Origin of the sequence: Pantoea sp. EEL5 (assembly GCF_049892805.1) — a bacterium.
GTDB lineage: Bacteria > Pseudomonadota > Gammaproteobacteria > Enterobacterales > Enterobacteriaceae > Pantoea > Pantoea ananatis.
In genome coordinates, this window is sequence record NZ_JBNDNJ010000001.1 from 2,201,473 (window position 1) to 2,226,519 (window position 25,047).

General features: G+C 38.0%; 27 protein-coding genes and 1 tRNA gene. 13 read left to right on the forward strand and 15 right to left on the reverse strand.

From position 1 onward, the window contains the following. Nucleotides 1-50: 50 nt before the first annotated feature. Together ccmB and ccmA are read right to left on the reverse strand one after the other, a co-directional pair. Nucleotides 51-710 (reverse strand): heme exporter protein CcmB, encoded by a 660-nt coding sequence (gene ccmB, locus ACPXSQ_RS10280; protein ID WP_014594214.1) that lies wholly within the window; start codon nt 708-710, stop codon nt 51-53. Then, nucleotides 710-1,327: a cytochrome c biogenesis heme-transporting ATPase CcmA gene (gene ccmA / locus ACPXSQ_RS10285; protein WP_042676774.1), complete on the reverse strand. Its 618-nt coding sequence runs from the start codon at nt 1,325-1,327 to the stop codon at nt 710-712. The genes ccmB and ccmA overlap by 1 nt, the downstream gene beginning before the upstream one ends. A 243-nt stretch (nt 1,328-1,570) precedes the next feature. Between ccmA and ACPXSQ_RS10290 the strand changes: the two genes are divergently transcribed. The 5 genes from ACPXSQ_RS10290 (at nt 1,571) to ACPXSQ_RS10310 (ending at nt 5,590) form a co-directional block, all read left to right on the forward strand. Then, a complete protein-coding gene (locus ACPXSQ_RS10290; RefSeq protein WP_042676772.1) occupies nt 1,571-2,503 on the forward strand; it encodes a formate/nitrite transporter family protein in 933 nt (310 codons plus the stop codon). A gap of 73 nt (nt 2,504-2,576) precedes the next feature. Then, nucleotides 2,577-2,651: transfer RNA gene (locus ACPXSQ_RS10295), tRNA-Arg, on the forward strand. A gap of 179 nt (nt 2,652-2,830) precedes the next feature. Further along, nucleotides 2,831-4,081 carry a tyrosine-type recombinase/integrase gene (locus tag ACPXSQ_RS10300; RefSeq protein ID WP_116197302.1) on the forward strand — a complete coding sequence of 417 codons (1,251 nt, stop codon included), beginning with the start codon at nt 2,831-2,833 and terminating at the stop codon, nt 4,079-4,081. Nucleotides 4,082-4,341: 260 nt separating this feature from the next. After that, complete coding sequence (locus ACPXSQ_RS10305; protein ID WP_426143584.1) at nt 4,342-5,145, forward strand: DUF3289 family protein; 804 nt, start codon at nt 4,342-4,344, stop codon at nt 5,143-5,145. Further along, nucleotides 5,138-5,590, forward strand: coding sequence for a DUF943 family protein (locus ACPXSQ_RS10310; protein WP_426143586.1), 453 nt, complete (start codon nt 5,138-5,140; stop codon nt 5,588-5,590). The genes ACPXSQ_RS10305 and ACPXSQ_RS10310 overlap by 8 nt, the downstream gene beginning before the upstream one ends. 436 nt (nt 5,591-6,026) lie before the next feature. Here the strand turns inward: ACPXSQ_RS10310 and ACPXSQ_RS10315 are convergent, their stop codons facing one another. From ACPXSQ_RS10315 to ACPXSQ_RS10325, 3 genes are read right to left on the reverse strand one after another with little or no spacing between them, the layout of a single operon-like run. Further along, complete coding sequence (locus tag ACPXSQ_RS10315) at nt 6,027-7,055, reverse strand: RES domain-containing protein (protein WP_426143588.1); 1,029 nt, start codon at nt 7,053-7,055, stop codon at nt 6,027-6,029. 1 nt (nt 7,056) lies between these two features. Next, a complete protein-coding gene (locus ACPXSQ_RS10320) occupies nt 7,057-7,989 on the reverse strand; it encodes a sce7725 family protein (protein WP_426143590.1) in 933 nt (310 codons plus the stop codon). Nucleotides 7,990-7,995: 6 nt separating this feature from the next. Then, entirely contained in the window at nt 7,996-8,796 is an 801-nt protein-coding gene (locus tag ACPXSQ_RS10325) for a sce7726 family protein (protein ID WP_426143592.1), read from the reverse strand. A 675-nt stretch (nt 8,797-9,471) separates the two neighbouring features. On the opposite strand from ACPXSQ_RS10325, the gene ACPXSQ_RS10330 reads away from it, so the two are divergent. The 8 genes from ACPXSQ_RS10330 (at nt 9,472) to ACPXSQ_RS10365 (ending at nt 16,793) form a co-directional block, all read left to right on the forward strand. Next, the gene (locus ACPXSQ_RS10330) at nt 9,472-10,278 is read left to right on the forward strand and encodes a hypothetical protein (protein ID WP_426143594.1); all 807 of its coding nucleotides are present in this window, start codon (nt 9,472-9,474) and stop codon (nt 10,276-10,278) included. A 428-nt stretch (nt 10,279-10,706) separates the two neighbouring features. Then, nucleotides 10,707-11,099 carry a hypothetical protein gene (locus ACPXSQ_RS10335; protein WP_426143596.1) on the forward strand — a complete coding sequence of 131 codons (393 nt, stop codon included), beginning with the start codon at nt 10,707-10,709 and terminating at the stop codon, nt 11,097-11,099. A gap of 9 nt (nt 11,100-11,108) precedes the next feature. Further along, entirely contained in the window at nt 11,109-12,209 is a 1,101-nt protein-coding gene (locus tag ACPXSQ_RS10340) for a relaxase/mobilization nuclease domain-containing protein (protein ID WP_426143598.1), read from the forward strand. A gap of 296 nt (nt 12,210-12,505) precedes the next feature. Next, entirely contained in the window at nt 12,506-13,087 is a 582-nt protein-coding gene (locus ACPXSQ_RS10345) for a DUF4755 domain-containing protein (protein WP_426143600.1), read from the forward strand. 136 nt (nt 13,088-13,223) lie between these two features. Further along, nucleotides 13,224-13,871 carry an EcsC family protein gene (locus tag ACPXSQ_RS10350; RefSeq protein WP_058707759.1) on the forward strand — a complete coding sequence of 216 codons (648 nt, stop codon included), beginning with the start codon at nt 13,224-13,226 and terminating at the stop codon, nt 13,869-13,871. Nucleotides 13,872-14,036: 165 nt separating this feature from the next. After that, the gene (locus tag ACPXSQ_RS10355; protein ID WP_426143603.1) at nt 14,037-15,218 is read left to right on the forward strand and encodes a DUF4236 domain-containing protein; all 1,182 of its coding nucleotides are present in this window, start codon (nt 14,037-14,039) and stop codon (nt 15,216-15,218) included. Nucleotides 15,219-15,279: 61 nt separating this feature from the next. After that, nucleotides 15,280-15,906: a hypothetical protein gene (locus ACPXSQ_RS10360; RefSeq protein WP_275267294.1), complete on the forward strand. Its 627-nt coding sequence runs from the start codon at nt 15,280-15,282 to the stop codon at nt 15,904-15,906. A 68-nt stretch (nt 15,907-15,974) separates the two neighbouring features. Then, nucleotides 15,975-16,793, forward strand: a complete 819-nt coding sequence (locus ACPXSQ_RS10365) for a DUF4225 domain-containing protein (protein ID WP_426143605.1) — start codon at nt 15,975-15,977, stop codon at nt 16,791-16,793. Here the strand turns inward: ACPXSQ_RS10365 and ACPXSQ_RS10370 are convergent. The 10 genes from ACPXSQ_RS10370 to ACPXSQ_RS10415 all read right to left on the reverse strand — a co-directional run bounded on the left by ACPXSQ_RS10370 (nt 16,790) and on the right by ACPXSQ_RS10415 (nt 25,036). After that, on the reverse strand, nt 16,790-17,113 hold the full coding sequence (locus ACPXSQ_RS10370; protein WP_426143607.1) for a hypothetical protein: 324 nt from the start codon (nt 17,111-17,113) through the stop codon (nt 16,790-16,792). The genes ACPXSQ_RS10365 and ACPXSQ_RS10370 overlap by 4 nt on opposite strands. 154 nt (nt 17,114-17,267) lie before the next feature. After that, nucleotides 17,268-17,675, reverse strand: a complete 408-nt coding sequence (locus ACPXSQ_RS10375) for a hypothetical protein (RefSeq protein WP_028725047.1) — start codon at nt 17,673-17,675, stop codon at nt 17,268-17,270. 73 nt (nt 17,676-17,748) lie between these two features. Beyond that, entirely contained in the window at nt 17,749-18,174 is a 426-nt protein-coding gene (locus ACPXSQ_RS10380) for a hypothetical protein (protein WP_426143609.1), read from the reverse strand. After that, on the reverse strand, nt 18,175-19,806 hold the full coding sequence (locus ACPXSQ_RS10385) for a DNA-binding protein (protein WP_426143611.1): 1,632 nt from the start codon (nt 19,804-19,806) through the stop codon (nt 18,175-18,177). Further along, on the reverse strand, nt 19,806-21,116 hold the full coding sequence (locus ACPXSQ_RS10390) for a tyrosine-type recombinase/integrase (RefSeq protein ID WP_426143613.1): 1,311 nt from the start codon (nt 21,114-21,116) through the stop codon (nt 19,806-19,808). Before ACPXSQ_RS10390 ends, ACPXSQ_RS10385 begins: the two co-directional genes overlap by 1 nt. Then, complete coding sequence (locus ACPXSQ_RS10395) at nt 21,103-22,323, reverse strand: tyrosine-type recombinase/integrase (protein ID WP_426143615.1); 1,221 nt, start codon at nt 22,321-22,323, stop codon at nt 21,103-21,105. The genes ACPXSQ_RS10390 and ACPXSQ_RS10395 overlap by 14 nt, the downstream gene beginning before the upstream one ends. Before the next feature lie 315 nt (nt 22,324-22,638). Continuing rightward, nucleotides 22,639-23,262: a hypothetical protein gene (locus ACPXSQ_RS10400; protein WP_426143617.1), complete on the reverse strand. Its 624-nt coding sequence runs from the start codon at nt 23,260-23,262 to the stop codon at nt 22,639-22,641. Between the two features lie 40 nt (nt 23,263-23,302). Continuing rightward, on the reverse strand, nt 23,303-23,515 hold the full coding sequence (locus ACPXSQ_RS10405) for a helix-turn-helix transcriptional regulator (RefSeq protein WP_127833770.1): 213 nt from the start codon (nt 23,513-23,515) through the stop codon (nt 23,303-23,305). 270 nt (nt 23,516-23,785) lie between these two features. Beyond that, complete coding sequence (locus ACPXSQ_RS10410) at nt 23,786-24,349, reverse strand: hypothetical protein (protein ID WP_426143620.1); 564 nt, start codon at nt 24,347-24,349, stop codon at nt 23,786-23,788. Beyond that, entirely contained in the window at nt 24,350-25,036 is a 687-nt protein-coding gene (locus tag ACPXSQ_RS10415; protein ID WP_426143622.1) for a hypothetical protein, read from the reverse strand. Between the last annotated feature and the right edge of the window lie 11 nt (nt 25,037-25,047).

The window sequence follows — 25,047 nt, forward strand, 5'->3', positions numbered from 1 at the left end:
AATTGCTCACATTAAAATAAACACTAATAACACGTCTGATGCGTGCTGATTTAGTGCAACGTAATCCGCAACGCCGCGGCGGTGGCAAAAGGCGCCAGCGTTGCACTCGCGACGAGCATTGCCCCCAGCAACGCCAGATAACCGCCAATGGCGACGCCCTGTCCTGCGGCATCAATGGCCGCACTGGCAAAAATCAAGACAGGAATCGCCAACGGCAGGACCAACAGGCTGAGCAGCACGCCACCACGACGTAATCCCACAGTCAGCCCCACCCCAATTGCGCCAAGAAAACTCAGCGTCGGTGTTCCCAGCAGCAGTGTCAGTGCCACCGCTCGCCAGCTCGGGATATCCAGGGACAGCAACAGAGCCGCCAACGGCGAAAGCAGGATTAACGGCAAGCCGGTGACCAGCCAGTGGGCAATCACTTTGCCCAGCACCATGACCGGCAGCGGCGTGGGAGACAATAAAAGTTGCTCCAGCGTGCCGTCATTGAAGTCATCGCGAAACAGCCTTTCCAGCGCCAGCAGCGAGGAGAGCAACGCAGCAACCCAGACAATACCAGGCGCGATCCGGGCCAGTTGCTGAGGATCGGGACCGATACCCAACGGGAAAAGCGTAATCACGATCAGGAAAAACCACAGTGGATTAACCACCTCCGCACCGCGACGACAGGCGATGCGTAATTCACGTTGAATAAGACGACACAACATTACTGCCACTCCGTGGCATGCAGGCGAACGGTTTTTATCTGGCCGTTCAGCCCCGGCAGCGCCTGATGACTCGTCACAATAACAGAACCGCCCTGTTGCGCGTGTTCCGCAAAGCGCCCCATTAAGGTGTCGACGCCGACAGGATCAAGAGCGGTTAAGGGTTCATCCAGAATCCACAGGGTTGCCTGGGTCAGCCACAGCCGGGCCAGCGCGATTCGCCGCTGTTGCCCCGCAGAGAGCTGCGCGGCTGGCACGTCTTCATAGCCCGCCAGTCCGACGCTGGCCAGTGCAGTAAAAATGTGCTCATCGCGGCAGTTCGGATGATAAAAGCGTAGATTTTCAAGCGCCGACAACGCCGAGGTGATCCCCGGCAGATGCCCAAGATAAAGCATGGCCTGATGCCAGACATCGCGTTGCTGATGAATTTGCTGCGACTGCCAACGCACCTCGCCGTGTTCAGGCGTGCTCAACCCGGTCAGAATCCGTAGCAGCGACGTTTTACCGGCCCCGTTTGGCCCTTCAATTTGTACGATATCACCTGCCGACACGCAAAACGTGAGCGCCTCAAAGAGCGCACGTTCATCACGCACACAAAGCAGATTCATGATTTCCAACATGGAGGGGTAAATCGCGCCAGCCAAATAAGGCGCAAATGATAGCACAATGTTGCAGTGTGCCGAAGACCGTGCGCGGCCCCCTTTCCTGCTGGGGTTGGATATTCGTGCTTTTCACGGCGTTAAGCGGACAAAAAGCGCACCACAGCAAAATGTTGTAACTTTTGTTAGCTGTTGTAGAAACAATTTCGCGAGCCAAAAAACGACTACGCTTATAACGCATTTGCACTGTTACCAGGAGAAAACATGAAGCCTTCATCAAGCACCAGTCAGGGACCTAACGGCGTAGACAGCGAAGAGAAAGAACAGGGCAAAGAGGATATTGAAGTGGATGAAGACGCCCTGCCCTCTCGCGCCGCCGCTATCCATGAGGAGATTCGTCAGGACGGGGAAAAAGAGCTGGAACGTGACGGCATGGCGCTGCTGTGGTCCGCTATTGCTGCCGGGCTGTCGATGGGCGCCTCGCTGATGGCTAAGGGCATTTTTCAGGTGCATCTGGATGGCGTGCCCGGCGCGTTTTTACTGGAAAATCTTGGCTACACCTTTGGCTTTGTGATTGTGATTATGGCACGGCAGCAACTTTTCACTGAAAACACCGTGACCGCCGTCCTGCCCTTTATGCACAAACCCACCATGAGCAATCTTGGCTTATTGCTTCGCCTGTGGGGCATTGTGCTGCTGGGTAATCTTGTCGGGACAGCGTTCGCGGCCCTGGCGTTTACTGAAATGCCGATTTTTGATGAAGCCACCCGCCAGGCCTTTACCGACATCAGCATGAAGGTAATGGAACATACGCCGGGCGAGATGTTTGCGAATGCGGTGATTTCAGGTTGGATCATTGCCACCATGGTCTGGATGTTCCCCTATGCCGGTGCCGCCAAGCTGTTTGTCATTGTGATGATGACCTGGCTGGTCGCGCTGGGCGATCTGGCGCATATCGTGGTGGGTTCCGTCGAAGTGCTTTACCTGGTATTTAACGGCAGCATTCCCTGGACCGAGTTTCTCTGGCCCTTTGCTATCCCGACGCTGTTGGGTAATCTGACGGGCGGTACGCTGATTTTCGCCCTGATCAGCCATGCGCAGATTCGCAATGATATGGGCGAAGCTGCCCAGGCAAAGGCGAAAGCGGAACGACGTAAAGCGGAGAAAAAACGTCAGCAGCAACAAGAAGAACGCTAAATTGCTGACAGAATGAGCAAACGCGCGGCGGTGTAGTGAATCCTGCCGCCTAACTGCGGTATACTGCGCTGGCGTCTCCTTAGTTAAATGGATATAACGAGCCCCTCCTAAGGGCTAGTTGCAGGTTCGATTCCTGCAGGGGACACCATATGTTAGCCCACCTAAGTATTTTAAAGTCTAGTCAACTCTTCAACTTCAAACACTTACCTTCCGTTTGTAGCCCGTTAACGTACACCGTCATATTTCAAAATCCACGCTGTTTTGTTGGTACATATGTTGGTATTTTAAGTTCGATAATGCAGATACCATCAGAAGAGGGTTTTTAGTATGGCGCTAACTGAGTTAACAGTAAGAAATACAAAGCCTTCTGATAAACCTGTCAAATTGACAGACGGTAATGGTATGCATCTTTTGATCACCACAAGTGGTTCCAAATACTGGCGTTTCCAGTATCGCTTCGCTGGCAAACAGAAAATTCTCGCACTGGGTGTCTATCCTGAGGTTTCATTGTCTGAAGCCAGACGACGAAGAGACGAAGCTCGTCAGCTTGTCGCAAACCATGTAGACCCAAGTGAGAAGCGAAAAGCGCAAAAGATTGAGAGCAAGGGCTTGCTAACATTTGAGCAAGTTGCACGACAATGGCATACCAGTAACAGAACCTGGTCAGACAGTCATAGAACAACTGTTTTGAACAGCCTTGTTTCCCATGTGTTCCCTGTCATCGGCAAACATAATATCAGCGAGCTAAAAACTCGTGATTTATTGATTCCTTTGAAAAAAGCAGAAGCTTTAGGACACAATGAGCTGGCTTCCCGCTTACAACAGCGCATTACGGCGGTAATGAGGTATGCCGTCCACAATGCGTTGATTGAACAGAATCCTGCAAATGACCTCGCTGGTGCTGTTGTTTCCACTAAAAGTGTTCATCGCCCTGCCCTTTCTTTGGAGCGTTTGCCAGAACTGATGAATAGACTGGAAGCATATAAAGGAAAAGGTATTACTCAAATTGCAGTGCAGTTGACACTCCTAACCTTTGTCCGTTCGAGTGAATTACGATTTGCCCGCTGGTCAGAAGTTGATCTCAAGAACTCATTGTGGACTATCCCCGGAAAGCGAAAACCTATGAACGGGGTAAAATATTCTGCAAGAGGGGCAAAGATGAAAACCCCACATCTGGTTCCACTAAGCACACAAGCTAAAGCACTCTTGGAAGAGCTTCACTCGATCAGTGGTGACAACGAACTAATGTTTATCAGTTTTACTGGGGACGACAAACCTATTAGTGAAAACACTGTCAACAAAGCGCTGAGGACAATGGGCTACGATACGAAAGTAGAAGTCTGCGGGCATGGTTTCAGGACTATGGCATGTAGTGCCTTAATCGAATCGGGATTATGGTCGAGAGATGCTGTGGAAAGACAAATGAGCCACCAGGAACGGAACAGTGTCCGGGCTGCTTACATACATAAAGCGGAGCATTTGGAAGAACGGAGACTCATGTTGCAATGGTGGGCTGACTATCTGGAAGCTTGTAAAGAAAGAGCGCTGAGGCCCTATAATTTTTATAAAAATTCATGAAATTATTTTTAAACTTTCAGGATTCGAACCTTCTGAATAGTCTTCTGTTCTATATATAATTTTTTCATTTCAATTTGTTACCTGCCCCCAGATATGCCCCCTTAACAAAGTGCTCACCACGATGACTGTGGTTTATCAATGAGTACTTGTATGAGCTACGATGACTCTTAGCATAGAAAATGTTAAGAAAATTCTTAACCAACCTAATAAACTGAAAATGTATAATACTTAGTCATTTGACTGAAAGGGATTGATGCTGAATGAAGGGAATCGACAAAAAACTAACCATTTTCACCACAAAAAAAAGATTCAATGACAGAAACGCCGATGACATGCAAAGTGGCGACATGGATGTTGATTTACTGAAAAAGCATTATCATCTCGGGCAAGTATCAACTTTCATCGATTGGACTACTTTTGGTCCCTCCTATCAGCATCCTGCTACTAACTCTATGAAGCCAGTTAGCAGAGAAAAAGCCATTGCGATGTTATATGATGAGTTACGATCTCAATCCTATGCCTTTTCTTTCCGAGGACCATACCAAGGCTTGATCATAAATCTTTTCAATCACATGCAACGTAGTAATGGAAATGATTTTCAACATCCTTTTATGAACAATGCCTACAGAAGTCTCATTTTGAGTGACAACTCTGTCGATAGCACATTATCCATAATTAAAAACACTATCGAGCAATTTGATTTCAACAAGGCCCAATTGACGAAAGAACATTTTTCAACTGTATTATCTAAAAGTCATTTACCTAAATACACAAGATGGAAAGATTTCGTTAATGGAATGGGCATTACTGTCCATGACATAAACAGCACAGAAATCTCTATAGAAAGCCTAAACTTCCAGGGCAATAAATATACTGCGACCATCAAATACAGAGCACAAGATCATTTTGGCTTAGATAAAGAAGATATCTTAAAATTTAAATTTAACTCTATTGCTTTCTTTAGAATATGGTTCGTTCTACAGAGGGCTAAGCACTTTGCTCAAAAGCCATTTTTCACAAATTTCGAAGCCACTATAACATTGACAGGAGAAAACAATGTTTAATTATAAAAGGATTGGAGCTATTTTAGTTTTTTTGATAATAGCATACTGCATATGGATTGCTTTAAGACCAGCCAAAATAGTCAGAGTGGATAATGGTGCGGTTTTTGTAGAAAACTTACCGATGACTGCTGAAGGAAAACTAAATTGGTGGTTGAAAAACAAAGATTTACTTCAGAAGAAATATCATATTATCAATACCCCTGATAACTTCACAGTTATCGTCATGGATTTCGGCGGTTATGAAAAATTACCAAAAGGAGCCAGAGATGGTTCAATTGATGACTATACCTGCTTTGATAATACTAATGGTGAGCATAATAAATGTGTTTATAACAGCATTGTAATTATTGTAAGAGGAAGCCTTAATAGTAGAAGCTATATAAATATAGACAAGCATATATACACTGTAACTCCAGATGGTAAAGTAAAAGTTGAAAATAAATAAGAAAGAAGAATCAAGTTTTCACCCTCAAAATAAACCAGGAGATATTATTATTAAAAACATTTATTCCCTCTGACTGATTGCTGTGCCCTTTCAAAGTATGTAACAAGTGATACTGTCAGTTTTTTTTAAAGAGATTTTACAGCAATGATGTAGATGTTTCTGATACATATATGTTCATCAAGGCTCAGGACTTTGAAAAATCTGTAAGAAAGTGAATATTATTTCTTCTTATTTCAATCCTGTTTGCATAAATTACTATATTGGCTTTGGTGCTAAAAAGGAGCATGTTATTGCTGATTGCATTAAAAAAGTAAAGCACGTGTTTGGATAATTAGTTTTGTTACATTAATAAAATAGTAGAGTATTGAATTCGGAATAATAAAGCATTACATTCTTTCTTATAATAATGGGGTATTTATGATAATTAAAAAAATGTCTACACAGTAATTTCGGATACATTAACGACTACTTTATCGATCTTATAAAGAGTAACCTTACCTCCCAAAGCATTTGAAGGCTCAAACAGAGCAAGATTGATTCCATCACTGACAGAACTATTATAAACTACACCATGAAAACCTGTCTTTTTTATAAACTCACATATATATTGGCTGGGAATATAGTCAAGAGCTGCACTTTTTGGCAAGACTGGCCTTGTAAGTTCGTCCCCAAGTCGTTCGAGAAAGGGTATGTCTGCAAGCATTTTTCCCATTTCACTAGGATCTGATAACAAAAAAGGTGAAACAGATTTACGTGGGTCTCTAAGGTCTATTAATGTTAAGTTTTCTATCAGTGTAAATTCCGCTACACAAGCTTTATCACCTGTATGGGGACGAACCTCAGACAAGGCCGTGTCCGGTTTAGAACCAAGATATAAATAAGGTATACCTGTAGGATTTGCTCTTCCATTACTGACTAATCTCTTGGGAGGAGGTCCCATTTCTTTCACTGTAAATATAGAATCATCTGTATAAATACGAGCACGATACCAAACTTGTGAAAAATCTTTTAACGCAAGAAACTTTAATAATTCACCAAGCCTTTCTGTATCGAGAGATTTATTTAAAAAATATCTATTTTCATACATTAATTCATTGCAAAGATGATCCCACAAAGCAAGAGACTCACTTTTGTAACTATCTGAACGAACAAATGATTTTCGTACTATATTTCCATCATCAAGTATATCACCTAATAATTCTTTAGCATGGGCCTCATCTAATTTTGGATGTGAAAATAACTTCCAATCATCCTTCATGTGCAAAACTATACTTTTTCCCGTTGAATCTTGTTCGTATATACTCATCAACGAGCTAAAATATTCAAATAAATTTTGAGGTTCAATAATCTCAATACTTTCTGAATGACAATACGAGCAATTGCCAATTTTCGGTGAAAGTGAAGGAATTATATTATTTTTTAACCCATCATCACCAAAACAATTTGCACAGCAATACTTAGACATTCTATAAATCATCCATAAAATTGGCTAAGGTTTCAATGTGGTGAATCATAGAGAGTTTTTTCACAGTTCCTAAACCAGGAAAGTGGCTGGGATTATGCAATCGTCTAAACTCTTTAATTGCAGATGTTTCAAGTAACATTGATTTACCTGAATCCAATGCGTAAATTAATTTATCGAGTGATTGTGCAAACTTACCTGCTGGATCTGTAGGTGTATCACGTGTTATAGAAACAAAATGATAGATATACATTTCATCATCACGCTTCGTGTTGATATATGTGAGATGAATAGCAACTGCATATGCAGGTCCCCCAGATTCGGTAAATTCATCTCCCACAATTAAAAAATCCCCAAAACCATCCATACCTTCTTCTTTGTAACTCAGATGAAGCTCTGAAAAAAACTCCGAATCAGGATGGTCTGCATTTCTTCTTTTTTCAAAACCATCTTTAATTAAAATCCTTTCAGATCCCAAAAAATGCCTAAGATAAGATTTTGAACAAAGATCAGCAATGAATACATGCTTGTAAGCATCACCTACAATTTCATATAAGTCTCTTGGCTCGTCATAACCAGCGTGGATAAAAGTTACTGCATGAACAAGACCTGAGTTAAGGATACTGTTGACTTTGGAAATAGTCATACTTTTATCAAGTAGTAACCCTACAGAAATATTATCATATTCACCAAAATTATTTTTCAATAGTTGAGCTATGCTCTGACCATCAGCAGAATGATCACCACATGCAGGGTTAATGATGACAATAGCATTGCCATTGTTGTCTTGGATTGTTTTCAGTGTTCGTTCAAGACCATTAAGTGCCTCTTTTACAGGTTCAATAATAGGAGTGAAACCCGCATTAGCCATTACTTTAGCCGTATCCCTAATAGCTAATAATTCAAATTGCTTCCCACGAAAATAAGGATAATACATAGTTTACTACTCCCATAAAATTGCCTCATCAAGAGGAATTTGCATAGTATTGATTAATCGCTCATGATCCTTAAAGCGAAGTTGAATAGAAAGAGCTGCTGGTTGCAAAGATTTTGGTAAATTTAGAACCAATTCATTTAACGAGAGTAAACTTCTACTTTTCTTTAGGGTTTTCAGCATTAACTCATATACGGACAAAGGAGGTAGACTACTAAAAATGTCCCTTAAAAAACCATGCATCTGAGTATTAGGCAGTTCAGGAATTTCTATACCTAAACTGGAAATGATTATCTTTGCTTCGTTTATTCTTAGGGACTCAAAAATTGTTATTGGACATATGAAATCTAAAACTTCTTCAGCCTCTCTTATGGTAGATATCCGATTCCAGCGGGTTAAACTTAATACACCTATAGAAGAATCTGTTGTGTTAAGCACATCATTAATATGATCTGAGCCAGCTATTACATAGACTTTCCCAAACGCTTTGCGATAATTAATTATTTGGTTTTGCAAACGCCCCAATGAGTCTCTTTCAGATTTTATTTCATAAACTGTTCCAGTCCCATTTAATATAATGAGATCTGCTTTACATGGACCAATCCTGAACTCATTGATCATGCAGGCGGTTCTTAAAGAATGTTTTCCCAGTAAAAAATTGTGGGTAAGAGCTGAACGATAAACATACTCATTTCTCAAACCGTTTTGTCGAAGTATTGCGAATGCCTTATTGAATGCTTCCCCGACAGTGATACCATGTATATCTACACAGTCGAACAACTCGGTCTCTCTGAGAGAGCGAGCAAACATAGGAGACTGTCCTTTCTTCGCTATCTCATTGAAAACTGATGCCGAAAAAAGTCTCGTCAGAGCAGTAAGTTGGAAAGAATTCAATTCGTTACTTCTCATCATATCAAATCACATGATCCATCGTTAAGCATCTAAATCTATTACTATTGAGACATCTAGTACACCCTACACCGCAAATGATGAGCCTAAAACAAGATGGCTAAGATGGCCTTTTCATTAGATTACCAAATCAATATCACGATGCATAGAAATCTTGCAAATGTTCCTTTTCGAAATCAATGAATACTTAGTAAGCCAGTCTTATGCATCCTTAAATATTCTTTTAACACATTGAATATATTAGCATTTAACAAAAAAATCTAGCAAAGAGTTATATAAATGATGTGCCGAAAGTTCCTTTTCCCTGCTTCCAATTAGTAACGACCAAATAACCATATGATTTTTATGAAATATTTTATGTAACTTTAGTTTTTTACTTTTCATTTTGTAAATAATTTGTAAGTTTTTAGTTACTAATGCTAATATGTCATTATCATTAGCAAATGTTATAAATTTTCAACATAAACTTAATTCTTTTCACTAAAATCCTGACTCGATTTATATTTTAGTTTTAACTTTCTTCATACCAAAACAGAATTTATTAAGTATGTATTTAAATGAAATAAAGGATTATTTATGAAATCAGATTATGAGTTAATTAAACTAACCATTAATAATGAACCAAAAAAGATAAAAAATGTAATTCTAAATGAAATTTATATTATTGACGAATATTTTTTCGGAGCAGATTATAAAACAATTGTTATGCCCTTAAAAAAAGAAGCCAAAGTGTTCACCATTAAAGGAAAAAAAGCCAATGTTTACAAGTGTTTATATGACCCTCAAAATGATATTTTTTATTCTTCTCGTAGGGCATTTATAAAAGATAAAATTGATAAAAACATCTTCTTTTATTTGACCCTACCTTACTCAATAATTGCAACACTAATTGCCATTGGTTATTTTTATAATTTATCCTTCTTGATTTTAGCATTCCTGTTGCCAATAATTTATGGTTATATGATATTTGGAATGTGCTATTGCTACATGAAAGACTATCTTAAAAAATTCTCCGATTTAGTAGTTCTGACTTCAGGTGCTTTAACTGCAATACTCACCATCATTCCATTCCTTCCTTTAGAGAAATTAAATCAAGATACTTTATATAAAGACCTAACAAATTTTTTTAATGAAAGCTTTGTATTTGAGACCATTATTACTCTTGGTAAAATACTATCGATTGAAGCTTTCATATGTTTTTATGTCATAAAATTCTGTATAGCTTGCAGTGAAACTATTCAGTCAAAAATAGAATACGACACTAAGAAAAAGCCATCCACTTTTATAGTAAAGAAAAGAAACCGTTTTCATGAGTGGTGTGCGTTAAAGATTGCAAACCTCTGTGTCAAATACCACGACATGAAGGATAAATACTCAGCTTGATGTAATGTTATTTTTTATTAGATTTTAACAAAATATAGATATAAGGAAAAAAGAACACTATCCCAGAGACTATGAAACAAGACACTATGTATATAACATAACCGATATAACTTTCATAGTTTCTTGAAAGAATGGCAATAATTAAAGCAAAAATAGTTATCAATAATATTTTTTTCATAGGCACTCCAAATCTCAAATCTTTAAGTTATTTAACATACCATTTAGATATGTCAACAGCATGGTTAAAAAAAGCAAGGGCTAACTGAGCGATGCTCAGTTGCCTTGCTTTTTCCGCCCTTCGGTTGAAAAAGAAAGATCAAAGAAAAAAAACACCAAACCCAACCCATTGACGCGATTGATCTTTGTGGTATTTATTATAGTTAGCATATGGATATGCTATTAATGAAATAATATCAAAAGGAGTTGATATGAAAGAAAACAATATTATTTTTGACGATGAGTTCCCTTCTACATTTACCAATGACCCTGCCGTTAAAAAATTACCCCCTAATCGTCTTCGCAAACACTCAGTAACAGTCAGATTAAACGAAGTCGAGCTGAGCAAAGTAAACCATTTCAGAGGACAGCTAAGTAGGAGCTGTTGGCTGAGATCCTCAGCTCTCAAGCAACTTCCCCCTTCTGTTCCCGAAATCAACAAAGAAGCCTGGCAGGAGCTTACTGGTTCCCTACAGAAACTGAATGATCTTACTTCGTTCCTGCTTCGCAGAGGCGAAGATGCTCAGCCACTATCGCAGGAAGTAAGCGCTTTAAAATTGAAACTGTTGCATGTAAGAGATGCTCTGCTGACTCTTGAAAAGTGATCATCCAAGATGAAGGGTATGAATAAAATAAAAAGGGGTAAAAACTTCCGAGGAGTCATCTCGTATGCGCTTGCCCCTGCTCCTCATCATATGACTACACCAGTAGTGATTGGTGGCAATCTTGTAGGCATTACTGTAGACGAGCTGACCGCCGAGTTCGTAAAGACTCAGAAGCTAAGAGAAGATGTTACGAAACCCGTTTGGCATAACTCCCTTCGTCTCCCAGTCGGTGAATCACTTACTAAAGAGCAATGGAGGAACATTGCTGACGACTACATGAGGCGAATGGGCTTCTGTGAAACTCACCTTCGTTGTTATGTCCTCCATGACGACGAAGCTGGACAACACATACATATTATTGCTTCTCGCATAAACGTTTTAGTAGATGGCCAACTTTACTTGGGTAAGAACGAAAACCTGATAAGCACCCGTGTGATCCAAGATCTTGAGCAAGACCACAAACTCACTCGAACGAAAGGCCCCTCTCCTACTAAACCGCCTCAGAAGCAAAAGAAGCTCACACATAACGAAAAGATGATGCAGGACAGGACCGGAGAGAAACCTTCTAAAAAAGTGATACAGGAAGCTGTAGATGCGATCCTTTCCTTATTCCCTACCATCACTATCGAAGACTTCATATATGAATTACAAAAGCAAAACATATCAGCGACAGCAAACATCGCATCTACTGGCAAGATGAATGGTTTCTCGTTCGAATACGGTGGTATCGCATTCAAGGCATCACAGCTCGGTAAGGCATACAGTTGGTCAAACATGAGTAAGCGAATCACCGTGACTCCACCAATAGAGGCTGTTGCTCCTGAATCGATTACCAACAATGAAAACGTTTCGGAACCCATTGAAGTTCATCCCACAACTATACCCCTTACGGCAAATTCCAGAGAACATATCCGGTCTCGCTGGTTGCAGTGGATACCTTACCTTGAGGAGCTTGTTGCCAGTTTAAAAGCTGTTGGCTCAACGATTCTCAACCCTCTCAAAAGAAATGTCATCTTTGCCGTAATACGAACCAGCAACTCTGAAGCCCCAGAGATTTCTGAGGTAAATTTTAAAAGTTCAGCGATAAAAAACGCTTTCAAGCGACCTTAAAGAGCTAGTTTTCAGTGAGTTAAAACAACTCACTAAGTCAAATACTATAAATATTCTCATTCTATTTCAAATTGATAGATAAAAACGATCGATCGTTAATACTGATCAATATCTATATTATGATAGTTATTAACTATCAAAAAGAAGCGATCGATCGGTATAAATGATTTGCTAGACCCCATTTCCAAGCCGTAATGTAACTTCAAACGGAAACACATAGCACACTGATTTATCAGCAGAATAAGCTGATGCATACGTGCGCCTTCGATTCAGTGAAACTAACCTTGGACGAACCTATGACAGCAACAACTGAAGTAAAACAGCCCAACTTCCTTATGATGAAACGGGTGTGGATTGCTATTGCACTTCCGATTGTCATTTTCTATTTCTCTGGAATTCAGGGGTTGGTCCAGCTTGCAATCGTATGGATTTTCGCAAGCATCATGCTCTTGATGTTTGCCTATAAAAAATTCCGCATCAAAAAGTGGAATGCCAGCACCAGAGATGTATTCGGAGAGTCTGACGGCATGTGGAGTCACGAGTTCGGACCTACTGCTATGAAGCTCGATGAAAAAAGAGGACTAATCCATCTCAAGGAAGAGAACAAACAAAAAACTTATCCGTTCTCAGCAATCAAAGAGTGGCGATACAATTTGTCTACTACGAGAGAACGGGCTGGTATCAACAAAGAACTCGACCGCACTCATGATTTCAGGGAGTCAGGTTTTTACATCTCAGTGGACGATGTTCAGTATCCAGAATGGAGGGTAATGTTCTTTCCTCAAAAGGGTGATTTCAACTCACAAGAAGGCATCCGGGATACGGAACTGCAACTTAAGCGCTGGATGCATATCTTTGACAACTTAATTAACAGATAGATTTTAATATTATATTAATCAATAACTTAACAAAACCAATCGGCTGATTGGTTTTTTTTTACTTCTTAACTGTAAAGATAAACTTAACCATTCCGATAAGTTCTATGTTTTCACAAAATTTCAATAGGGACTTAGAATGGCTGAAGCGTTAAACGAAGGTAAAATCATGCAGGCTCTAAACTGGGCCTATGATAAGGCTCTGGATGGAAGCATACCAGGAACAGACTCTGCTTATGAAATGGCGGAAAGCTATCTGAAAGGTGATGACACTTTAGTTGAAAAAGTAAACTCCCTCATTCGATGGCAAAATACTAAATCAGCCACAACAGGATTTGTCTCCGGCCTTGGGGGAATCATCACCCTCCCTGTAGCAATCCCCGCAAGCATAGCTACAGTCATTTACGTTCAAATCCGCATGATCACGGCTATCGCTCTCATGGGCGGATATGATGTGAAAGATGATCGCGTAAAAACCATTGTCTATAGCTGCCTTGCTGGGAATGCCGCAAAAGATATACTCAAAAGCACGGGTATCATCATTGGTTCCAAAATGTCCACTCAGTTGATCAAAAGTATTTCAAAAGAAACCATTTTTGCCATCAATAAGCAGGTCGGTTTTAGACTGCTGACGAAGTTTGGTGAAAAAGGAGCTATAAATTTAGGCAAGATGATACCTATTGTAGGCGGGATCATAGGGGGCACTTTCGATGGTGTTTCAACCAATATCGTTGGAAATGTTGCTCGTAAAACCTTCATTGAAAATAGCGCATTACAGTCGAATTGATAATAAGAATTCTTATTAAAAGAAACTAATACTGAAAAGTTTTTAGCATTAAATATAGAATTTTGCGAGCGATTTTAATATATTTTCAAACTTGGCACTAAAATATTAATGAGTTAAGGGGTTAGCAATTATCACTCCTTAACTCACTATCACAAGGAATTATTTATGTCTCTCCGCTTCAGAAAAACATTTACCCTCTTTCCTGGAGTCCGTCTTAACATTTCCAAAAGTGGTATTAGCGCAAGTATAGGAGTGCCTGGAGCAACGGTTAATTTCGGACAAAGAGGGGTAAAAGCAACATTTGGGTTGCCTGGTTCGGGTTTATCATATTCTACATCGACTATACCCTATGAAACCAAACCTTCAATCATTGAAGAGCCAGATATTGCATCCCAAAAGCATTTATTCGATATACCGCAATCATTTGATGACAACATTCCTTCCAATGCAAAAATATATATGCCTCAATGCGGTATGAATGAGATATCAAGTGCATCAGTTGAAGTTTTAACAAGTACCTCACTTTTACCTTTGAGAGATTTAATTGCTAAAGCACGAGAGCAAAGAGAGGAAGTAAAGTCTGATTTGAAAGAAGCTCTTACAGAAGAATCAATGCAAAAAGAAGAATTAACACGTCGGAAATCAAGCTTTTTCCGATGGTTTTATAAGAAAAGCATTGCTGAACTTGAGATAAAGTTACCTCAAACGCAGGCCGAAATATCTCGTTTAAAATTGTGGGAAGAAAACACCAAAATCGCTATAAACTTCGAAAGCAGTGATGCTTCACAGCGAGCATATGCAGCAATGGTTCGTGCATTTGACGCTTTAAAGTCCAGTATAAAAAAATGGGATATAACCGCCGATAAGTCTACTGATCAGTTCGCGGAAAGAACTCTCGCAACGAGAGCTGTAAATCGTCATCCCGTAAGTTTCGGTTACAGCTCTACTGAGCTTATTCAGTTCGCAGGAAAGGCTATGCGCTTTGAAAATATCAATGGTGACGATATTTTGCTCTATCCAGGTGTTGCTGTGATCCCTCGTGTAGATGGGGCATTTGCTTTAGTAGATATAAGAGAGTTAGACATCAGTTGTGAGGCTCATGGATTTCATGAGGAAGAAGATGTTCCTAAGGACACAGAAATAGCTGGCTATACTTGGGCTAAGACGAACAAGAATGGCTCTCCTGATCGTAGATTTAAAGACAATTATCAAATTCCGATTTGTATTTATGGAAATCTTACATTCTGGTCTCAAAGTGGTGTAACAGAAGAATATATGGTATCTAACACTCACGCAGCTAAAAATTTTGTTGAGTTTTTTAAAAACTATCAAAACTCACTCACCTAGCCATATTTATCCAATAATTATTTTAATATTTCCTAATCAAAAAACTTGAGAGAAATCAAATATGATAAGTTTTTGTTCTGAAAAAACAGTCGAATATTCTTTAGTTCCAGAATTTTCAAAGCTAATTAAAAGCTTGGGTGAAAATGCACCAATCCAATACTGGAAGACAAGAGAGGGTAATTTAACTTCAAAACATTTGCATGGCAATGAAAATGTATACTTAGTTGCCTTCTTTTCACGTAGACCCAAAGTAGACACAAAGAAAAACTACATACTTCAAGGGAAGATAAATAACTATATATTTGAATTTAACGCTGCTGCTAAAAATATGCCCATAACTGTTTTTTGCGGTTTCCCACTTGCTAAAAACATATATGAACTCAGTGACTCAAAAAAAATTTGGATTAACATCCCTAAAAATGAATCAGTTAATCAAGAAGTTTTATTTTTGACGGAAGAGAATGAGGGAGAACATTCAATTTATTGTACGCAGCCAATTAAAATAATAGAGCAAGAGGATATTTGCAATACCATTAAGAAGGATAGCCACCCTATTACTTGGGAAGATGCAATCGATGTTATGGAGAAACTTAAAAGAAAACCCGGTAGAGGTCATTGGTTTCTTCGTGGTTGGTATTATAAACCTGTTTATTTTGTCATCAAAGCAAATACCTATGGTAAATCATAATTAAGAAGATTATTGATTTTCAAAGAATCCTTCTATTATTATTGATTTTTTAATAAGGGCTTTTAATCATGGACAACTACTGGGACAGGAACAGACAATCAAACTACTTTCTAAGCATGGCAAGTCTTGAGGCTAATCACTTAGTCAATGCTGCCACATCCCTCTCACAGTTCCATCTCAAGGATGCGCTCGTCCGTGTAAGGTTCCAGGATGAAATAAGGGAGTTCACCCGCTTGCAGATCCAGACAATCCGCAATTCTACCTCGGATGATAAGTGTCAGGAGTGTATCCAAAATCTTAAGCAAGAAGCCCAAAACCTAAAGATTCAGGACAGGATGCTCAGAACAGGAGAAGCCGTAGTTTCGTCTTCTGTGAAGTTTTACCATGACCATGAAAAGATCATTGGCTATGTCATCGACGGCATCGGAGTTGTTCTTGGGACTGTTCAGTTGGTGGCTGGGGTAGGCTTGTTTGCTGGATCACTGTTCAGTGGAAATGTTATCGGTGTTATTGCTGGTTCTGCATTGATTGCTAATGGTGCAGGTTCGATGGCGGAAAGCATAGACAAGTTAAGAGGAGTTTCGAATCCTTCCAATCCGGTGATTGAAGCTTATCAGGATGTAGCTGAATTTTTTGGATTTGATAAACGCCTGGGTCTGCTTGCTTACCAAGTAGTTGATCTCACTACATCTTACTACGGAATTTTCAAACTGACTTTGAAACCCGAGGCCTGGAGAATATTCAAGTATCTCCCTACTGATTACTATCGCCAGGTGCAGATTATGAGCAAACAAGACTTGGCTTTAAAAGGTGCAACAGCAGTCTGGAAAGGTAGCGCTATAGGTGTAAACCTCTATCAGATGAATCAGAACCAAAATGGAAACTAACTTTTGCTATTACTTGCAAACCTGTGTGCTTTCCAGGCCAGATTCATTGGTATGACAAAGTAAACGATTATGGCACCGATGATAAGGATGATTGCATAAGAAATCAGGCTTTCTTTATGCCCTTTCGCTATACCATAAATGAAAACTGATAAAATAATGAGCATTGAAATTATACCAGCCCAAAAGCGCTTGCTCAGCTCCTGAATGAGAGACTGGAGTGTATCTGATTTGTTCTCATCTCGGGTAAGAATTTCATTAAGCTTGCGGATATCCTTCGCCGAAAATCCATTCTGAAGGAGCTTTTGCTCAAAATCGTTCATTTCATCATCCTGAAAAGCCATAAGATAAAAGAAAATATACCATACATTAAAGCAGAGATGCCATATGATCCATTTGCAGAACACTCGCCCTGAGTAAAGTGTAAAAATCATATGGCATAGTTATTGTATCGCCATACTGAATAAAAAGTATATCCTAAACCCTTTTCTTCATTTTGAAACCATCTGATTTAAGCTCTGGTGAAGGCGTAAAGCTCTGTTTTTGAGTAGCAAATATTCTTTCTACTTCATACTCATTCCAGATAATATATTCGATGATAAACTTGTAGAAATACAGCACTCGTTCAAGGCTGACAGTTGAAGGTATTGTATAGAAGTTTGGACTGAGTAAAGCAGAACTCAAAACTGCAATTATGTTGCTTGGTCCCTTCAGATATGGATTCTGATAGTCCTGCTGATACTTCAAAAAGTATCCAACACAGAACAGGTAGGCATCTTTTACGATTTTTTCTTTATTGCAGTCTGATTCATCGTATCTAAGAATGAAGCGATTAAGGAGTATCAAAAACTTCTGATCTGGCAAATATCTGTTTAATTTATTCATAGTAGCATCCTTGCTGTTGTGAATGTCATCCTGACATTTAAAGAAATATCATAATATTCAATCATGTCAATAGTTAAAACCTATCAATTTCTATTTGAATATCTTTTTTAGGTAAAGGACGATTAAGCTCATCGACTGTTATTTGATTTAAATGAGAGTTATACAGCCATATCTTAAACTGCTCTAAATATTTGTTATTCAATGCTATTAAAGCTTCGTTTTCAGTTTCGAGTCTTTTTATTCTCTGACAAGCAATTTTTAAATTAGCAGGTCTAACAAAACATGTTTCTCTTACACCAGCCTTGAGAAGCATCTTTTTTGAATTAAAACAATGCGCAATTTTAACATGACTACTCAAAGATTGCCTTGAAGGTCTTTTCCCAATGACCTTTATCAACTCGTCGCATAAAGCCTCCCAGGTCAGCTTCTCTTCGTCATTCCAGGTATTAATAACTTTCATTATCAATTTTTCATCATAACCAGTAATATGTTTAGCCATTTACTCTCCTTTTATTATTTTAGTTTGAAATTTATACCATTTATCAGCATTAACATTCCCATCATTTTTATCATAATTGGTTTTTTCAAGAATTTTAGTATGTATCATCATTAGTTGGCCATCATCCGTTCCAGAGTCTTGTAAGGGATAATAACTACAAGGCTCAAAAACATATGAGTGCTTACAGTAGCCATGCTTAGTGACAAGCACAGCTCCATCATTCAATAAATCGAAACCAGTTATGTCCATAACAGCTATTTCTTTTTTCCTGTGACTGTTACCGGCCCCCATTGAAGTTTTATCTTTCATGAGTTTTATCATTTGTAAGTGTGATCGGTGATCGTAGGAAACATTTTGTGAGACCAACTTCCTTCCAGACCATCTGGCGATGCTAAACTCGTCCATGCCATTGATTTGAGAAAACGTATTGAGCAAATGTCTTAATTGATGGGTCCTAAGCGAATACGGGCTACCATCTTCGTTAATATAACCGTGTCTTTTAAACAAGTTTGTAGTGCCTTTGATACTTGCAAAGGCATCAATATCCGATCTAAAAAACTGAGCAGTGGGTCTGAACAAAGGTGCCAAATGATTGCTCGTTTTCTTACATAATTGTCCCTCAAATAACAGACACAAAGCATTTGAATATTTGATTTTCTTCTCTTCATCATACCAGGGAAAATTTTGAGGTTTTTTACTAAAGAGTCCATATCTGTATGACTCAGGAACCTTCCCTTCCATCGTTTTTGCAACAAACCTTGGATGGGTGGACAACTTTCTCAACCGGGCTATGGCCTTTTTAGCTACAGGGACCATTACTGAAGGAATCCATTTGATGTCTCCAGCATACCCCTTCGCTGAAAAAAACCTTAGACCATATCGTTCAATGCCGTTCTCATCATGCTCTGTAATCTCACAATCCGCAGGAAGGCTTAATATTTCCGAGATTCGTCCTGGTGCACACATCAGCAGTGCAAGAACAGACGTTGTGAAAATATCCCTCACAGACAGTTGGCTTTCATCTTTTGAGAAAATCTCCGCAATGGCTATGACGGACTTTATATCTGGTAATTTTGAGTGCCCTTCCAGAGAAGGTTCATAACCTTGCCAACTTTGAGTTATTTTATGCCTTAACGGATTTACCCAAAAAAAATATGATGAGCTTGTCATTCTGTTTTCACTCAAAAACAAACGTAGTTTTTCAAGTTCCTTACCAATTCCAACTGCTGTTGATTTCGTATATTTAGCGGATGCTACTCTTACACACTCATCAAAAATGTTATTATTACATTTGGCTACATTAGCTTCACCGTATGATTTCAATAAAATAAACTCAACGATCTTCAACATTGCCAAAGCATTCTGGTTTAACTTTGCCTTGTTAAACGAGTGAATATGAAACATATAAGCCTTAGCAAAATCAATAAAACCATCATCTAATCTATCTTTGCTATTTCGATTATTGTTGATATCAAATTTATTGAATCTGTAACATCCCTTCCATATATTGCTTTCCCATGAACTGGCTAAGTTAGAGTTGAAAACATTACCCTTGCAAAATTTAATAAAATTCTCAACATTTAAATTTGGGTTGTTAGCATTGATTGGCTCGAATAAAATCACATTGGTCATTAAGAACTCCAGGCTCTAAAGTTTTTGCAGGTAAAACACTCTATGTGTTCGTGTTTACAATCAGTGAATCCAAAAGAATTTAAAACATATTCTGTAAAGAGCTTCTTGTTCTGTATGCTATCGACACCCTGAAATATCTTCGATAGAGGTTCAAAAAATGAATGAAGTTTCATATCAATATAGTGAACATTATCTGGGCTATTTTTTACGTATATCCCTGATGATTTAATAGATTTATGGTCTAATGCTTTAGCGATCACTTCAACTGAGGCTCCTTCCTTTGCTAAACGAGAACCAAGGGTATACCTGAATCGTCTGGCATTCAGCCTTATAGGATTATGGGTTCTTGATGACTGGATATTAAATTTAGTGGTAATTTTATCTAATTCTTTAGAGATAAATGAATTCTTCATATGTAAAAAATCAGTTGCCATAATGGTGTCCAAACTTTGACCAGACTGAATTGATATGGATTTTTTGGAGTCCATGAATATAGGTAATTCATTTCTTATATAACCAATGCCCTGATTAATACTATCTTCGATATGTTTTTGATTCACATCAACCAAGGTTGTTAGTTTTTCATAAAGGCAGTCATCGATACTTACCAAGCTAAACTCACTTCTAAAGTCCTTCCTTTGTTTTACTTTCGGTATGTTTAGAAACCAACCTTCTCCCGTTCTGATGAGATCTTTCGCTTTTAAAGAAGTTAACTGTAAAGGCCTCCTTCCCGTTGTTGCTAAAAGAATGACATAGCAATAAAGATACATGGGAATTTTATCTTCTTTTAACAAATTGCTGATACTCTTAAGAACGACTTCCAGCTCTTCTCCAGTTAGCGGTCCAGTATTTGGGTCTCTTCGTTTGACGGCTTCTCCTGTCAAATTAGTTTTAACTTTTATTTTTTCCAGCATTGTTAAAGCTGAGGTTTCAACTCCTACATAACCGAGCTTTTTCCACTTCGTTAGAAACTTCTTTATAGAGTTTAGTTTGTAGTTTTTCTCAGGGCCTAAATTAACATTAAATTGATAAACCGCATTTGCATCTATCGTCTTAAGGTCTATCATCCCTAACCATTGACTAAAAATCTGGTTTATGTTTTTTGTGTAACCTGCACTGTATTCAGCCGAAAAGTAAGCCAAGGTAGTAAGGTAACCAATACGCATTGACTTTGGCATTTTGTCGGCAATCTTATATGGGAAAATACAAGTCTCTTTATCTAATTGCCATTTAATATCAGAAAGAATGAAGCTATACTCCTGCATCTTTGCAAAAACCAGATTCTCTTTTCTTAGGTTACATGTTTCCATTATATTGACCCTCAGTTATCTTTTTCAAAGATTCATAAACTCTTCCAATAACTTCCTTTTCTTTTTCTGATAAATGTTTAAAATTATAGTTTTCAGACATTTTAGAATCTTTTGACCACCCCATGAGATAGCATCTCAATCCTGATTTTCGACTGATTTCCAAATTTGAACCATCAATTTCATTCGAATAGAAATAGTTCCATGAATGCCTCAATCTATGCCCCGATAAATTCTTTAATTCCGGGTTTGCTTTTTTAATGGTTGAAATTATTTTCTCATATGCTGAAACTGATAGTGGTTCTCCTACCGTTTTACCTGCGCTGTGAGTTACAAATAAGAAGTCATGTTTTTTCTTTTTCGTAATTTCACTTCTACAAGTATGTATGTAATCGAATATCTCCATTACTAACTCGTCTGATAATGGGATTACCCTTTCACCAGTTTTAACTAATGGCTGATTCAGTCTCCGGTCTTCAATACAGTCATGTCTTCTGAAGATACTTAGTGTGTTATTTCTAAGATTTAGATCATTTACTTTAAGATTTAGTAATTCACCTGCTCTCAACCCACAATTCAGTAGCAAGGTAAAAATGAGCCTATTCCTCACTTGAACCTCCTTCTGAAAGGGATTTTGACTCCCTCCGACTTCCAACAGCTTAAACAGAGTTTTTATTTGTTCTTCACTTATCGATTTGTCAGTTCTGTCATTGATGCTGAGTGAGCGATTTCGCGGGAAGTGCGCCTTTATGCTTTCAATAAAACTTTCGACTTCATATCTGGCATGGATTCTCTTCATAGAATGGATCAATCCGCACAACCAATTTAGATAGCTTGAAAAAACGTGTATCCTGTAACTAAAAGTTCTTGTAGCAATCTGCTTTCCTTTTAGTAATCTTACATTCGTAATTTTTTGTTGATCGAATCTTTGCTTTGCATACCGTATCAGGTCATCGACTTCGGCTACACTTAGGAACCGCTTGGTTTCAATCCTATCAATGATGTTGATTTTCCTACTTTCCATAAAATTGCTAAGGATAAGTAGATTCGTTGCGACTATCTCCATCGTAGATGCAGTCGCACTTCTGTTCCTGACATTAGTTGTGAGATAAAGGTTCTGATAGTAAACTGGCAGCAGTGTTTCTTTGTTGAGAATCAAGCAACCTCGCTCTCCATTGCTCATGACAAATTTTTTTATTTTAAATGACATTATAATAACCCTCCGAAAACTTTACATTTAGTAATCACTACGGCTTATCATTATTTTACCAATTTAAACTTTGCAATTTTATTTTGTTGTTTTTAGATTTATTTATAATTCATTTAGATACTTAAAAAAATTTCTTTCACGTGAAAGAAACCAGTACGGCTAGTTAGAAGTAGTCATACCCGATTCAAGAAGAAAAACTAATAAAGCCTTATTGCATAAGTAATACAGCGGCACCAAAAAATAATTTGTAAAGTATTCCGTTAAATTTAACTATTTTTTAATCTTAAAACTTTACATTTTTAAAATGATGATATTTTAAATAGTAATTTGTATTGTTGTTCGTCCATTGTAAATACTTTCTACTTCGTTCCAGTATTCCTCTTGAATATTTTTAGCTTTACTACGGAGTTCATCTCCCATATGAATTATCAATGCTTCTCTTTCCAACATGTCACACAGCAAAATTCTTGTTATATCTTCAGTGCTTAGCTTAAGAAGTTCAATATCATCTGTCATAAATGAATCTTCATCTGGCAGAAGATCCGGCATTGTGTCCACATAATGGTTGAGCATACTTCTTTTAATACTTAAGCCACATAGCAACACATAGTCTTCGCCCTTTTCAGTCTTTTTTACAGCGATATTAATTTCATTCTGTGTGATTTTCTTTGATAACCCTCTGAGTAGCTCATTACATTTGACCACTGACAGTATGGTTTCATAGATATAGTTTCGGCTCTCTTCATCTAACTCAGGTAAAAACTGAAATGGATTGTATTCGCTATCTTCGAGGTAATAGCTTAAACAGGCCACAGATTTCTTACTTAATGTATTCATAGGTAATAATCTAATAGCTTCAGCATTGAAATTTTTATCAAAGGTTTCTTGATTCACAAGCTTTGAAAAGTTCCCAATACTAAGGAATTCTTTTATTTCCACATTATCCTCGCTTTGTCGTTGTTGTTGTTCTGGATACTTACTATCCTGCTTTTCTAGAATTGTTGATGGTGTCAGAAACCCACTGATCGATCTCCGCCTCAATAAAGGCCACAGCTCTCGAACCTAATTTGATAGGTTTAGGAAATCTATTTTCAGAGATCAATCGGTAAATCCATGCTTTCTTGTAACCTGTTTTATGTAGCACTTCAGGTAAGCGGATGAGTCGTGTGGTTTGTGTAGTAGATGTGTTCATGGTTGTATCTCCTCGTCTGGTCGATGAGTTGATACTAAGTAGACGGGAACAGGCTTTGAAGGGATGTATTCAAAATTTTTTTCTATTTGAAGCTTGCTATAGATAATTATGGAGGTAAATAATTTTTTTGTTTCTCCTCTTGACTTATTAGAAACTCACACACTTTTCAATAATGATTATATAGCTAATAAAAACCCAATAAATAAGTCCAAATCCTTATGATTCGAACTTATTTATGTAAATCGAATAGTAAGAATAAAATTTTGGTAGTTAAGGTATGAGAGATGATTGTGGTAGTTTAGCCAACTCGCTAATTAGTCTTTTTGTATTTATTATATAATCTTCTTTGAATTCTTCGTCACCTGACAATAATTCACGCCCAAGTTTTGACAAATAAATTAGGTCATAGTGGCAAGCATTTATTCCACCATAACTGAAACTTCCACCGGGGGTTCTCTCAATTTTAAAGAAATTAAGGAGTTCAGCATATTCAGGATCTTCGGACAACTTAGCTTGCAAAAAATCCTCCGCCCCTATAAAAATTGAGGCCACATTTTCATCAAGTGAATTCGAAACTTTACATGCCATTACCTTTCTATTATTTCTGGAGTCTTCATCTTCATTATCTGTTTCTATTTCTAACCTATTGAGAGATACTGAACGATGTGCAGGCTTTAAATTAAATGCATCAGGAGTAACGATATTAAAAATCACTCCTTTATTATCATCAAGTTGAGTTTCTCTCAATTTTCTGGTTGCTAATCTCCAAATCCTTATAAAATCGATATCTAATTTATTTTCTTCTTTTTTATCGTTTAATAAGATATGGAACATTTAAAAATCCTTTTTAGCCAATCCAATTAATTTATTTATTTTTCTTGTTTCTTTTTGATTACCACCTAAGCCAAAGAATGATGTTCCAGTGATTCTAATGCGTCCGCCATCACAGTCTATAAATCTAAAACTTATTTCACCATTATCTTTAAATGTTAAATCTAGCCTACTTTCGCTGTTTACAAAGGCCATATTAACATACTGGGAATCAGTATCTATAAAAAATACAGACTTGTCTATTACATCTGACGACATTTCATATGTAAATCTGATGCTATTAAACAGTGAAGGCAAACTAACTTCAATATTGAAATTATCATTCGCCAATAGAGTCTCTAAATAGTTATATTTTTTTTCTTTACATTTACTTTGAACTTCTTTTTTTAGTTGCTGTACTATGTAATAACTATCCTTTTCCTTTTTTTTATTTTCTAAAGCTTCTTTAGCTTTATTTTCAAGAAATTGCATCCAATCTGAAAAATTTTGGTTGTGCTTTGCCACAGACTTCGTCGCAGACTGTTCTGGGTTAGTATAATAGGATGCGACATACTTGCTACTACTTCTTTCAATAAGATAAATTGACTTAGTTTCGCTAACCTGAGAATTACTGGTAACCTCTTCAATTGAGAACTTTTTTAAATTAGCACTTGTACTATTAAAGAAGTTTTTCAAAGAGTCTTCATTCATTTTCCAATCTC